Raw genomic sequence first — 13467 nt, forward strand, 5'->3', positions numbered from 1 at the left:
TGGGGCGTTCAGCGCGGTACCCACGGGAGCAACAAAGGCATGAGGGGATCCCGCAGTGCGCGGGACGGATGATGGAGCAAGCGGTTTTGGTTACTTTGGCCAAGACCAAAGTAACCCGCCGTAAGGGCGGAAAGGTGAATCAGCGTCTCCATCGCCAATGGATATGCTCACAAACCTCCAAACCCACACTCTGAAAGCCGAAGCCCCTCAACGCAAATCCACCGTCAACGCCACCAACCGAACCACCACCGGCCGCACCACCAGCACACAGGCAAACGCCACCGGCATCGCCAGCTGATAAGCCTTGAGCACACTCCCCAGGTAATCGCCATCGACCCCGCCGTTGGCCGCCGTGATCACAAAGCACATCAACATCGCCATGATCGCCGACATGTAGAAGGCGAACACATAGGGCATGGCCCCCGGCCGCAGCTTGCGCCGGCTACGTGGTGCAGACAGTTCGTTCATGGAAACCCCGTTCGATTGAGTGGAGGCGCAGGTTAGCAATGGCCGCCCGGCCCGCTGTAGACCTCGTTCGATGAGTTCTTTATAAAGAAAATCTTACGAATGCTCAGGAAAAAGCGATGGACCTGCTCAACGCTATCCGTAGCTTCATCAAGGTGGTCGAGGCCGGCAGCATCGCAGGCGGTGCCCGTGCGCTCGGGATCAGCCCGGCCGCGGTCAGCCAGACGCTGGCCCGGCTCGAGACGCACCTGCAGGCCCGCCTGCTGTCGCGCACCACCCGCAGTATGGCCTTGACCGCCGCTGGCAGCCTCTACTATGAGCGCGTCCGTGAAATCGATCGCGACCTCGCAAGGGCCGAACAGGCATTGAGCACGCCCGACAGCGAGCCCCAAGGTCGCCTGTGCATCGCATCGACCTCGGCATTTGGTCGACACATACTGGCGCCAATGATTCCGGCCTTTGCCGCACGCTATCCGCAGCTTTCAATAGAGTTGGTAACGACTGATCGCAAGGTCAACCACGCCCGCGAGGATGTCGATGTCAGCCTGCGCATCACGCCGCAGCTGGAGGACAACCTGCTGGCCCGGCACATCGCACGCATTCCCTTCATCTGCTGCGCATCGCCCGGCTACCTGGCCAGTGCCGGCTGGCCGGACAGCCCCGAAGCCTTGCGCGATCACCGATGCCTGGTGTTCCGCTACCCCGTGGACGGGCGCTTCCTGCCCTGGGGTTTCGTACGTGATGGACTGCGCTTCGAAGCGCCCTTCGGCCCGGTGCTGATCAGTGACGATATCGACGCCCTGACCCAGATGGCCCTGAACGACGGCGGCATCACCCGCCTGGCCGAGTTCATCGTTCGCCCGCACCTGGATGCCGGTCGCCTGGTGCCATTGTTCGAATTCAGTGCGCTCAGCCAACAGGCCTATGCCCAGACCGAACCCATGGATGTGTACCTGTGCCTGGCCGATCGCCACGCAATGACGATCAAGGTCCGAGCGTTCATGGCGTACCTGGAGCAACAGCTCGGCGATACCTGGCGCGTGCAGGCATGAAAAAACCGCCCGAAGGCGGCTTTTTCATGCAGCGCGAGCGAATCAGAAGCGGTAGGTGAGGGAAGCACCGAGGCCGTGAGCGCTGTTTTCGTACTTGGCCTGGTAAGTACCCTTGGTCGGGCTTGCCAGGTTGACCTTGGTGTCTTCTTCCCACAGGTAGGAGTAAGCCACGTCGATGGTCATGTCGTCGTTCGGGCTCCAGCCGGCACCCAGGCTGAAGATCTTGCGATCGCCAGTAGGGATGCGTGGTGAACGATCCTGGTTGTTGGTCGGCGACTGGTCAACGGAGAAGCCCGTGCGCAGGGTCCACTCCTTGTTCACCTTGTACGAGGCACCGATGGCGCCAGCCCAGGTGTCGTGCCAGTTCTGTTCTTCGGTGATGGTGCCGAACTGTGCGCGCAGCGCTGCCGGAACATCGTTGTTCACCGTGATGTCCTTCAGGCGGCTCCAGCGCGTCCAGGTGGTGCCTGCGTACAGGGTCCACTGGTCGTCGAGCTCGTGGGTCACCGAGAAGTCCACCGACTCAGGGGTCTTGATCTTCAGGTCGGCATCGAACTTGCTGCCGCTGTAGGGACCGATGAGCGCGTTGTTGACCTTGGTCTTGCCTTCGAGCTTGTAGTCCACCATAGAGTGGTAGGTCAGGCCGAGGCGGGTGTGATCGGTGGCCTGTACCAGGATACCGATGTTGTAGCCGACCGCAGTGTCATCGCCCTTGATCTTCACTTCACCATCATTGCGACCAGGGGTGCGCGGGTTGATGGTGTTCGAGCTCAGCTCGCCCTTGATGCGGTTGATGGTCGGACCGAAGCCGATCGAAACCTTGTCGTTGAAGGCGTAGCTGACGGTGGGCTGGAAGGTGACCACTTCGACGTGGCTCTTCTTGCCCCAGTAACGTGCGGCGTCTCCACTGCCGTAGTCGGTCACCAGGCCGAACGGAACGTACACACCGAAGCCGACGCTCCAGTTGTTGTCCAGCGGCTTGACGTAGTAGCCCATCGGCACCCCGACCAGCGGAACCATGTCACCATCGGTTTCCCCCCCGAGGTTGCTTCCACGGCCCGAAATATCGGATTTGGCAATGATGGCTGCGCCACCCACGGTGATTTGCTCGCGCTTGAGGCGCGACATGCCCGCCGGGTTTCCAAAGACCGTACTGGCATCATCGGCAGATGAAGAACGACCCGCGAAACCTGTCCCCATACCGCTGACACTCTGTTCGTTCAGCGCGAAACCGCTGGCAAGCAGGTGGCTGGAAGCGAGGGCAACGGCAATACCGAGGGAGGTTTTGAGCATTGCTTTTTTCATTATTAGAAACTCCTTGGGATCTCCGGGGCGAAAAGCTACCAACAAATCTCGCTCCACGCTATAGCCTGTAACACAGGAGATAGAGCGGTTTTGTAGGACAATCCGACCAAAATTGCCTTTTTTCCGGTTTTCCAGGGAGGTGAGGCTCAGGATGTCTGGGCCAGCATCGGGTCGATGCAGTGGTGCCAGGCGAGGGCGAAATCGCGCAGCCGCCCTTGAGGGTTGAAAGTCTGTCGCCAGATTCTCGCCAGCCCCAACAGGTCGTCGGCGGGCGGCAGGGGGGAGGCTTGCTCTTCGATCAGCATCCAGGCGATTGCCGTGGCGTAGCGCAGGTTGACGGTCAGCTCCAGGTGCGGGCCGCCGAGGAAGGCGTGCTGGCTCGCCAGGCCGCGGACCAGGCTGGCGAGTTCGGGGTCGCGGGCGAGAAAGTCGTCCCACACCGATTGATGGCGCTGTTCACCGATGCGGTACAAGCCATGGCCACGGCGATCATGCAGTGCCGAGCCTAGCGCCGACTGGCTTGCGGCAACGCCCAGTAACAAAGCTTCGGCGCTTTCGGAGTGGCGGTTCAGGTAGATCAGGGTTGGCCGGATCACATACCGGCTCAACTCGGTCGCAGCGATGCCCATGATGCCCTCGCCCAGGATGCCCTTGTTATGGAAAGGGCCGACGGGCGCTGGAGCTTGGCAGCTGGTGATTGGTCAGGCCCGCCGGAAGCGACCAAGGCCGCTCGAGTTGAAGTGTAGTGTGATAATCGTGGTGTAAAGGGCTGTTTTTAAATCGATTGCTGCCTGAGGGTGCGGGGCATATGCCCGCAGGCAATTAAGCCAGGCACCTTCAGGCAGTTTGGCGGGGCATGTATTCATGGGGTGAATCTGCCGCCATTCGTTCATGCGGTCAGCGATTGGCGGGTGCGCTCGATCACGGCCTGGAGCGGTTCAGCCCGGGTGTATTGGTCCGGGTAGAGGCGCTCGGAGTGACAGGCGATGCCATGTTCATCGACCAGGGTGAAGCTGAAGCTGCCCTTGCGTGGGGCAACGATAAGGCACTTCAGGGGAGCGAAGGCTTTGGAAAGGGTGCCGAAGGCAACCTGGATCTGTTGATGGTTACTCATATTGTTGGATGTTCCTGCGTAAGACACGGCTTTTGATCCGTGCACAATAGAAACGTTCCAGTGACATCTTTATTAAGGAGATGCAGAACCTGACTGGAACAGGGCAGCCAGAGGGGCGCATGCAATAGGTGGCGCTGGGCTGACTGGTAGGTACGACAGAAGGCAGGCAGCACACCGGGGCCAGGGTTCGAGGCGCCGGGGAAGATCCTGATCAATCTGAAACGTGATTCGTGCTTGAGCAGCTTGAGCCGCCGAGTGAATCATCGAATGGGCCGGTCCTGATGGGGCAGCGTTGGGCTGCGAGGACTGAATGGCCAGAATTGACTTTCAGCTGGGTACTAACAGGGCGCAACCCTACACGAATGATTCAGGGGTTGCAAGTTTTTGATGTTTATTGCGCGAAGCCGAACATTATGTCCCTTCCAGCGGCTGCTGTGAAGAGGGGCGAATACCCCGGTAATCCCTCGAATGTGCCGATTTCGTGCATCGGCGTGCCGTTTGATGGTGCACTTGTACACATTCGGGCGAGGACTTGTAACCCCCTTGCAACAGGTTGTGGATGACTCGCCAATGCCTTGACTGGGGGCTTAAGTCAATGAAAAAAAACACTAATTTTTGCTGGTGAAAAAATCGACAGTTTGACTGAAAGCCCCATTTCACAGGGGTTTGCGGGCTGTGTAGAGTGGTTGTCCACCGAGTTATCCACAGCTTCTGTGGATTGTCCCGTGCGCTTGCTCTAGGACGGGCGTGCCAGCAGTTTCATGAACTGTCCGACAATCGGGTTCCATGCTGGAAGTCGCACGTGGGCAGCTGTAAAACGTCAAGAAAAAAACATTGATTATTTTTCTGCGTGGCCAAAAGTCGAGCACGTCACGAACGTGAAAAAGGAGTAGAGTGGCGCGCCTCACGAGTCACCATCGCTGTCGGTCATGAAGCTTCGCGGTAAACACCTCGCCAGTCCTGCTGCATCCCCTGTGCTGCCCTCCCCAAAACAGTTTTCCCTGAAAGTGGCCTTGTGGCTGCTCGACAACCCGCGTCTTGGCGACAAGCCCAGCGTCAAGCACCTGGCCGGGCGCATGCTCAAGCAGCCGGCGCGCCAGGGCGTGGTGGTGGCCCAGAGCCGTCTGGGGCAGATGCTTTGCCGTGACTGTGGCAATGCCCGGGACCGGCGTATCGGCCATGAACTGTTGCGCCAGGCCGCGCGTGCCGGTGACCGCCGTGCGCAACTGGAATACGGCCGGTTGTGCCAGGCGCAGGCGCCTGAGCAGGCCCGTTACTGGCTGGAGCTGGCGGCGGGGCAGGGTTCTCAAGAGGCACGGCGGTTGTTGCGCCAATGGTTCGGCTGCTAGCTGTTGTATTGATGGTCGGGATTACGCGTTCCTCTGTAGGAGCGGCCTTGTGTCGCGAATGGGCCGCATGGCGGCCCCGGCGATCTTTGCGTCAACACTGTAATCCCGGGGGGCTGCTACGCAGCCCTTTCGCGACACAAGGCCGCTCCCACAGGGAATGCGCATGGCTTGAGATTCTCGCTGGGCGCTGAACAGGCAACCCTGCCAGCAGGCTGATAAGCTGCGCAGCAATCGTCAACGTTGGATCGGGGTAAGCATGACAGTGGATCTGACCAGCATTCTGCTGGGTTTGGTGGCCGGCGCGGTACCCTGCCTGGGTTGGGTCATGCAGGTGCAGCGTGGTCAGGGCGCGCGCAGGGCTGAGCAGGCGTTGCTTGAGGAGCGCCTGAACGCTGCGCAGATGGCCCAGGCGGGGTTGCAGGCGCAGCTCGAGGCCGGTCGTGACGAGATCAGCGACCTCAGTGAGGCCAACACCGTCAAGCAGACCCAGCTCGCTGCTCAGGGCCGTGAACTCGAATTGCTGCAGATCGACCGTGACAACGCCCGCGATGCCGCCCACGCCTGGAGCCTTGAGCGCGCCAACCGTGAAGCTGAATTGCGCCGCCTGGAGGCGCAGGCCGCACGCCTGGAGGCCGAGTTGCGCGAGCAGCAGGAGAGCCACCAGCAACGCCTTGAAGACCTGCAGGAAGCGCGTGACACCCTGCGCGCCCAGTTCGCCGAGATGGCGACGAAGATTTTCGACGAGCGCGAGCAGCGTTTCGCCCAGACCAGCCAGCAGCACTTGGGCCAACTGCTCGACCCGCTCAAGGAGCGTATCCAGGCCTTCGAGAAGCGCGTCGAGGAAAGCTACCAGCAGGAGGCCCGCGAGCGCTTTTCCCTGGGCAAGGAGCTCGAGCGCCTGCAGCAGCTCAACCTGCGTCTCTCCGACGAAGCCACCAACCTCACCCAGGCGCTCAAGGGCCAGAAGACTCAGGGCAACTGGGGCGAGCTGATCCTTGAGCGGGTGCTGGAGCATGCTGGCCTGGAGAAGGGGCGCGAGTACCAGACCCAGGTCAGCCTGAAGAGCGCCGACGGTGAGCGCTTCCAGCCCGATGTGCTGATCATGCTGCCCGGCGACAAGCAGGTGGTGGTCGACGCCAAAGTGAGCCTCACGGCCTACCAGCAATTCGTCGGCAACAACGACGAGACCGCGCTCAAGCAGCACGTGCAGTCCCTGCGCAACCATGTCAAAGGGTTGTCGAGCAAGGACTACAACCGCCTGGACGGGGTGCACAGCCTGGATTTCGTCTTGCTCTTCGTGCCGATAGAAGCGGCTTTCTCGGCGGCGCTGCAGGCCGAGCCCAACCTGTTCCAGGAAGCCTTCGACCGGCAGATCGTGATCGTCAGCCCGACCACCCTGCTGGCCACCCTGCGGGTCATCGACAGCCTGTGGAAGCAGGAACGCCAGAGCCAGAACGCCCGCGAGATCGCCGAGCGTGCCGGCTGGTTGTATGACAAGTTCGTGCTGTTCATCCAGGACCTGGACGAACTGGGTGCTCGTCTCACCCAGGTGGACAAGGCCTATGCCGCAGCGCGCAACAAACTGTGCGAAGGGCGCGGCAACCTGGTCAGCCGCAGCGAGCAGCTCAAGTTGCTCGGCGCCCGCGCCAGCAAGAGCCTGCCCAGCGAACTGATCGAGCGGGCGCTGGCGGATGAGGCGGTTACTGAACCAGGCTCAGATGCCGATTGAGCAGGGCGCGCAGGGCTGCCGGCTTGACCGGCTTGGCCAGGTAGTCGAGGCCGGCGGCGTGTACCATGGCGATTGTTTCGTTGCGCCCGTCGGCACTGATCACCACGCCTGGCACAGGTTCGCCCAGGCGCGCACGTAGCCAGCCCATCAAGCCGGTACCGGTCTCGCCGTCGTCCAGGTGATAGTCCACCAGGGCCAGGTGCGGGCGTAGCCCTTCGGCCAGCAGTGCCTCGCATTCAGCCTGGTTGCGCGCGGTCCATACCTGGCAACCCCAGCGCCCGAGCAGGCTGTTCATGCCGATCAGGATGCTGTCCTCGTTGTCGACACACAGCACCTGCAACCCGGCCAGGGGCTGGCCGGCCTGCTCCACGGGGGCCGCGACGGCGGGCGCCGGGCTGCGGGCGATCGGCACGCTGACGCGGAACACGCTGCCTTTGCCTGGCCATGAGCGCACTTCCAGCTGATGCCCCAGCACCCGGCACAGGCCATCGGCAATCGCCAGGCCCAGGCCCAGGCCTTTCTCGGCGCGGGTCTGGTGGCTGTCCAGGCGCTTGAACTCCTGGAAGATCACCTGCAGCTTGTCGTCGGCGATACCCGGGCCACGGTCCCACACCTCCAGCCACAGGCGCTCGCCCTGGCGCCGCGCGCCGAGCAGCAGCGGGCTCTTGCCGTAGCGCAGGGCGTTGGTGAGGAAGTTCTGCAGGATCCGGCGCAGCAGCTTCATGTCGCTGTCGACCCGCAGCCGGCTGCCGCGCAGGCGGAACTCCAGGCCTTTCTCGGCGGCCAGCACCTTGAACTCGGCGCCCAGGGTGTCGAACAGTTCGTTGAGGGCGAAGGGCTTGACGTCCGGGGTGACCTTGCCGTTTTCCAGGCGCGAGATGTCCAGCAGGTCGCTGATCAGCTCTTCGGCTGAACGCAGCGAGCTGTCCATATGCTGCACCAGTTGCTGGGCTTCATCGTTCATGCCCTCAGCCTGCTGCGACAGCGCCGCCGAGAACAGCCGCGCGGCATTGAGCGGTTGCATCAGGTCGTGGCTGACGGCGGCGAGGAAGCGGGTCTTGGACTGGCTGACGGCTTCGGCGCGGCTCTTGGCCTCGGTCAGCGCCTGGTTGAGTTGCGACAGTTCGTGGGTACGCTCGGCGACCCGCTGCTCCAGGCTTTCGTTGGAGTCGCGCAGGGCCTGTTCGGCTTCACGGAACGGGGTGATGTCGGTGAAGCTCATGACAAAGCCCCCACCGGGCATCGGGTTGCCGATCAGCTCGATCACCCGGCCATTGGGGAACAGCCGTTCGGAGGAGTGGGCGCGGCCCTGGCGCATCCAGTGCAAGCGCCGGGCGACATGCACCTGGGCCTCGCCCGGGCCGCACAGGCCGCGCTCGGCGTTGTAGCGGATGATGTCGGCGATCGGCCGGCCGACGCTGATCAGGCCGTCGGGGTAGTTGAACAGTTCCAGGTAGCGGCGGTTCCAGGCCACCAGGCGCAGGTTCTGGTCGACCACGCTGATGCCCTGGTTGATGTTCTCGATGGCACCCTGCAGCAAGGCGCGGTTGAACTGCAGCACCTCGCTGGCTTCGTCGGCGATGCGCACCACGTCCTCGAGCTGCATTTCGCGGCCTTCGATGGCAGCCTTGACCACCGCGCGGGTGGAGGAGGTGCCGAGCACCCCGGCGAGCAGGCGCTCGGTGTGTTCGATCCAGTCGCCGTCGGCGTTCTGGTTGGGGTTGAAGCCCTTGCCCTGGCGGTAGGCGAAGCGGATGAAGCTCTGCCGCGCCCGCTCTTCACCGACGAAGCGCGCGGCGAGCTTGAGCAGGTCGTCGATTTGCACGGCCAGCAGCGGCTTGCTGGAGGGGCGGGCGCTGGTCTGCTGGCCGATGAAGCGACCGGCCTGCCAGTGTTCGGATACCCGCGTGCGCGACAGGATCGACACCCAGGCGAACAGGGTGAAGTTGCCCGCCAGCGACAGCACCACACCTTGGGTGAGCGGTGTGATCGGCAGGTTCAGCGGGTTGCCGTGCAGCCAGGCCAGGCCCGGGAACAGCGACAGCGACCAGCCCAGGCTATGGGCGGTGATCGGCAGGACCAGGGTGTAGAACCACAGGAAGATGCCGGCGGCGAGGCCGGCGAACACACCGCGGCGGTTGGCCTGTTTCCAGTACAGCGCGCCCAGCATGGCGGGCGTCAGCTGGGTGACCGCGGCGAAGGCGATCTGGCCGATGGTCGCCAGGCTCGCAGTGGAACCCAGCAGGCGGTAGCTGACGTAGGCCAGCAGCAGGATCACTACGATGGTCACCCGGCGCACCGAGAGCATCCAGTGGCGGAACGCCTCGAACGGCCGCTCGGCGTTGTTGCGCCGCAGCAACCACGGCAGCAGCATGTCGTTGGAAACCATGGTCGACAGTGCCACCGCCTCGACGATGACCATGCCGGTGGCCGCCGAGGCGCCACCGATGAAGGCCAGCAGCGCCAGGCTCGGGTGCGCTTCAGCCAGCGGCAGGCTGATGACGAACGAGTCGGAGATCACTGTGCCCGGCAACAGCATCTGCCCGGCCAGGGCAATGGGCACCACGAACAGCGCGGCCAGCGCCAGGTACAGCGGGAACACCCAGCGCGCCAGGCGCATGTCCTGGGGCTCGATGTTCTCCACCACGGTGACGTGGAACTGCCGTGGCAGACAGATGATCGCCATCATCGCCACGGCGGTCTGCACCACCATCGAAGGCCAGTTGATGGTCTCCTGCCAGTAGCTTTCCAGGTGCACCGACTGGCGCGCCTGGGTGAACAGGTCGTCGAAGCCGTCATACAGGTTGAACACCACGAAGGCACCCACGGCGAGGAACGCCAGCAGCTTGACCAGCGACTCGAAGGCGATGGCCAGGACCATGCCGCGGTGGTGCTCGGTAACGTCCAGGCTGCGGGTGCCGAAGACGATGGCGAACAGCGCCAGCACCAGCGAGATCACCAGTGCGGTGTCCTGCACCCGGCTGCCAGTGGCGTCGGCGTTTGCGCCGATCAGCAGGTTCACCCCCAGCACGATGCCCTTGAGCTGCAGGGCGATGTAGGGCAGCACGCCGACCAGGCAGATCAGCGCCACCACCACCGCAAGCGTCTGCGACTTGCCGTAGCGGGCGGCGATGAAGTCGGCGATGGAGGTGATGTTCTGCTGCTTGCTGATCAGCACCATCTTCTGCACCACCCAGGGTGCGAAGATCAGCAGCAGCATCGGCCCGAGATAGATGGGCAGGAACGCCCACAACTGCTCGGCGGCCTGGCCGACCGCGCCGAAGAAGGTCCAGCTGGTGCAGTACACCGCCAGCGACAGGCTGTACACCCAGGCGCGCAGGCGCGGCGGCAGCGGGGTGCTGCGGCGGTCGCCGTAGAAGGCGATGGCGAACATGATGGCCATATAGGCCAGGGCGACCACGGCGATCAGCCCGCTGGACAACGACATGCAAACTCCGGAGCAAAAAATAGAACGCGGTCCCGATCAATCAGTCTGGCACGCGGGGGCGGGTTCGTCAGCGCAGACCATGGTCGCAGTGGCAGGACGTCGCAGGGGGAGGGCATGGCACATCCTGTAGGAGCGGGTTTACCCGCGATCACCGGCGGAGCCGGTGCCATGCCCTGTGCAGGCTGCATCGCGGGTAAACCCGCTCCTGCAATCGTTACCGCCTATTGCACCACGCTTCGCGTACCCAACCAATAGAACACTGCCGCCAGTATCACCGACCCGATCAACAGATAGAACACCGCCCCCGGCACCAGGTACCCCAGCGCCGCCCCCACCAGCACCGGCCCCAGCGCCGCGCCTAGGTTGCCCAGGTTCTGCGCGCCGTAATAGACACCCCGCAGGTGCTCCGGCGCAATCAGGTCGATGAACATGTATTCGGCCGGGATGACGATGATCTCGCCCAGGGTGAACACCAGCATGGCGACGCACCAGGCCAGCGCCGTGCCGGCCAGGGAGAAGCCCAGCAACCCGGCGACGAACATCGCCATGCCGGCCATCAGCCAGGGCATCAGGCGGCGCCGGTTGATACGGCGGCCGATCAGGTACTGCAGGGCGATCACCGTCACGGCGTTGGTGGTCACCAGGTATCCAACCAGCCGCGCCGCCTCCTCGGGGCTGCTGGTGACCACCAGGTACTGCGACAGGTAGGCGGTGAACTGGCCGAACACCACGGCGCTGAGCACACCGCCCAAGGTGAAGCACACCAGGCGCCGGTCGCGGGCCAGGCCCAATGCCACCTGGGCGAAGCCGGCGCTGGCCTGAACCTCGGCGCGGGCCTCCAGGCCACGAGCGCCCAGGCGGTGGTAGGTCAGGCACATGCCTGCGCCGATCAGCGCGGACGCCACGAATGGCAGGTGACCGTCCACCTCGATCATGGCGACCCCGAGCATGGGGCCCACGGCATAACCGATGTTGCTCAGGGTGTACTTGATCGCGAACACCTCCGCGCGCGCTTCCACCGGCAGCAGGGCGCAGAAGCCCGCCTTGGCAGCGATGTCGACCATGGCCAGGGTCAGGTTGATCAGCACCAGGCAAAGGAAGAACAGCGCCGCCGACGGGCTGGCGATGGCGCCGGCGAAGGCCAGCGCGAAGATCAGCAGGCTGGCGATGACCAGCGTATGGTTGCGCACGGTGTCGACCAGGTGCCCGCCGTACAGGCTCAGCAGCGAAGCGACGATCAGCGCGCCGCCGATCAGCAGGCCGATGCGGCCGACCGAGAGCTGGAAGTTGTCGGCAAGGTAGACCACCAGGTAGGGCAGGGTGATCGCTCGGGCGAGTGTCAGGGTGAAGGTGGTGAGCAACAGCAGGCGTACCGGCTTCGGATAGCCTTTGAGAGCGGCAAGCATTGCGACGTCCTGGTCTGGGTGGGGCGGTCGCCAAGCATATTCCAAGGGGTGTAGGTCGCGCTATATCTGCAAAATAGATAACAGATAGAGAAATTACCCGTTATATGGATATTCTTTGTAGGCATAAGATAACTCCACCTTACACAAGGCCAGGAGACATCCCATGCCATGCACCCAGACCCGCGCACCGTCGTGGCGCCCCTTCAGCCAATTGGCCCATCCCCGCGAGGTGATCCGCCAGTTCACCCCCAACTGGTTCGCCGCGACCATGGGGACTGGCGTGCTGGCGCTGGCCTTGCATCAAGTCCAGGTGCCATTGCTCGATACCGTGGCCCAGGGGCTGTGGTGGTCGACCATCGGCCTGTTCGTCCTGTTCTGTGTCCTGTATGGCGCGCGCTGGCTGTTGTTCTTTGATGAGGCGCGACGGATCTTCGCCCATTCCACCGTGTCGATGTTCTTCGGCACCATCCCCATGGGCCTCGCCACCATCCTCAACGGCGCACTGGTATTCGGCCTGGCGCGTTGGGGGGACGTCGTGGTGCCGTGGGTCGAAATGCTCTGGTGGCTGGACGTGGGCCTGGCGCTGCTCTGCGGCGTGGCGATTCCCTACCTGATGTTCACCCGCCAGGAACACAGCATCGACCAGATGACCGCGGTGTGGCTGCTGCCGGTGGTGGCGGCGGAGGTCGCCGCGGCCAGTGGCGGGCTGCTGGCGCCGCACCTGGTGGACGCGCACCGGCAGTTCCTGGTGGTGATCACCAGCTACGTGATGTGGGCGGTGTCGTTGCCGGTGGCCTTCAGCATCCTGACCATCCTCATGCTGCGCATGGCCCTGCACAAGCTGCCACCGGCCAACATGGCGGCCTCCAGCTGGCTGGCATTGGGGCCGATCGGCACCGGCGCACTGGGGATGCTGGTGCTCGGTGGCGATGCCCCGGCGGTGTTCGCCGCCAATGGCCTGGGCGGTCTGGGTGAAGTGGCCCGGGGGCTGGGGCTGGTGGCCGGTATCGTGCTCTGGGGCGCCGGTTTGTGGTGGTTGCTGACGGCGGTGCTGATTACCTTGCGCTACATGCGTCAAGGCATGCCGTTCAACCTGGGCTGGTGGGGCTTCACCTTCCCGCTGGGCGTTTACTGCCTGGCCACCCTGAAGCTGGCGGCCTGGTTGGAGCTTGGCTTCTTCACCGTGTTTGGCCAGGTACTGGTGGTGGCGCTGGCGCTGCTGTGGCTGCTGGTGGCCAGCCGGACTGTGCGCGGGGCATGGCGTGGCGAGCTGTTCGTGTCGCCGTGCATCGCGCAGGCGTGAGGGTGTCTCGGTAGCAGATCGCTCAGGAAGCGAAGTCGCCAGCACAACCGGCGTGGGATCAACGGTCTAGCAGTTTACGTTTGCCTTTGTGGGAGCGGCCTTGCCGAGGCGTCGGACCGGTCGGAAAGGGCTGCGTAGCGGCCCCAGGATCTCATTTCGATGCAATGATCGCCGGGGCCGCTTTGCGGCCCTTTCGCGACACAAGGCCGCTCCCACAAGGATCGCGCAAGGCTTGAGGTGGGCAAGCCCGCTTCCACTAGTGCCTTGTGCCAGCGGGCATTCCCGTGCAGATTTGT

Annotated in this window: 10 protein-coding genes; 4 read left to right on the top strand and 6 right to left on the bottom strand. The window is 63.6% G+C overall.

Going from position 1 to position 13467, the window contains the following annotated elements; all coding sequences use genetic code 11:
• Nucleotides 1–207: 207 nt before the first annotated feature.
• The gene (locus PSEEN_RS06475) at nucleotides 208–468 is read right to left on the bottom strand and encodes a DUF2798 domain-containing protein (protein WP_011532686.1); all 261 of its coding nucleotides are present in this window, start codon (nucleotides 466–468) and stop codon (nucleotides 208–210) included.
• A 116-nt stretch (nucleotides 469–584) separates the two neighbouring features.
• Between PSEEN_RS06475 and PSEEN_RS06480 the strand changes: the two genes are divergently transcribed.
• Nucleotides 585–1517, top strand: a complete 933-nt coding sequence (locus tag PSEEN_RS06480; protein ID WP_011532687.1) for a LysR family transcriptional regulator — start codon at nucleotides 585–587, stop codon at nucleotides 1515–1517.
• Nucleotides 1518–1559: 42 nt separating this feature from the next.
• On the opposite strand, the gene PSEEN_RS06485 is transcribed toward PSEEN_RS06480, so the two are convergent.
• The 3 genes from PSEEN_RS06485 to PSEEN_RS06495 all read right to left on the bottom strand — a co-directional run bounded on the left by PSEEN_RS06485 (nucleotide 1560) and on the right by PSEEN_RS06495 (nucleotide 3936).
• Entirely contained in the window at nucleotides 1560–2822 is a 1263-nt protein-coding gene (locus tag PSEEN_RS06485; RefSeq protein ID WP_011532688.1) for an OmpP1/FadL family transporter, read from the bottom strand.
• Between the two features lie 146 nt (nucleotides 2823–2968).
• On the bottom strand, nucleotides 2969–3451 hold the full coding sequence (locus PSEEN_RS06490; RefSeq protein ID WP_011532689.1) for a hypothetical protein: 483 nt from the start codon (nucleotides 3449–3451) through the stop codon (nucleotides 2969–2971).
• Nucleotides 3452–3711: 260 nt separating this feature from the next.
• Nucleotides 3712–3936 (bottom strand): hypothetical protein, encoded by a 225-nt coding sequence (locus PSEEN_RS06495; protein WP_011532690.1) that lies wholly within the window; start codon nucleotides 3934–3936, stop codon nucleotides 3712–3714.
• Between the two features lie 929 nt (nucleotides 3937–4865).
• Here PSEEN_RS06495 and PSEEN_RS06500 point away from each other — a divergent pair.
• Together PSEEN_RS06500 and PSEEN_RS06505 are read left to right on the top strand one after the other, a co-directional pair.
• Nucleotides 4866–5285 carry a tetratricopeptide repeat protein gene (locus PSEEN_RS06500; protein WP_011532691.1) on the top strand — a complete coding sequence of 140 codons (420 nt, stop codon included), beginning with the start codon at nucleotides 4866–4868 and terminating at the stop codon, nucleotides 5283–5285.
• Nucleotides 5286–5655: 370 nt separating this feature from the next.
• Nucleotides 5656–7014: a DNA recombination protein RmuC gene (locus PSEEN_RS06505; protein ID WP_162042945.1), complete on the top strand. Its 1359-nt coding sequence runs from the start codon at nucleotides 5656–5658 to the stop codon at nucleotides 7012–7014.
• On the opposite strand, the gene PSEEN_RS06510 is transcribed toward PSEEN_RS06505, so the two are convergent.
• Nucleotides 6986–10462: a hybrid sensor histidine kinase/response regulator gene (locus tag PSEEN_RS06510; protein WP_011532693.1), complete on the bottom strand. Its 3477-nt coding sequence runs from the start codon at nucleotides 10460–10462 to the stop codon at nucleotides 6986–6988. The two genes, PSEEN_RS06505 and PSEEN_RS06510, sit on opposite strands and share 29 nt — an antisense overlap.
• 221 nt (nucleotides 10463–10683) lie before the next feature.
• The gene (locus tag PSEEN_RS06515) at nucleotides 10684–11868 is read right to left on the bottom strand and encodes an MFS transporter (RefSeq protein ID WP_011532694.1); all 1185 of its coding nucleotides are present in this window, start codon (nucleotides 11866–11868) and stop codon (nucleotides 10684–10686) included.
• A 163-nt stretch (nucleotides 11869–12031) separates the two neighbouring features.
• Here PSEEN_RS06515 and PSEEN_RS06520 point away from each other — a divergent pair, with 163 nt between their 5' ends.
• Nucleotides 12032–13171: a TDT family transporter gene (locus PSEEN_RS06520; RefSeq protein WP_011532695.1), complete on the top strand. Its 1140-nt coding sequence runs from the start codon at nucleotides 12032–12034 to the stop codon at nucleotides 13169–13171.
• Nucleotides 13172–13467 lie beyond the last annotated feature (296 nt).

Origin of the sequence: Pseudomonas entomophila L48, assembly GCF_000026105.1 — a bacterium.
Taxonomy (GTDB): domain Bacteria; phylum Pseudomonadota; class Gammaproteobacteria; order Pseudomonadales; family Pseudomonadaceae; genus Aquipseudomonas; species Aquipseudomonas entomophila.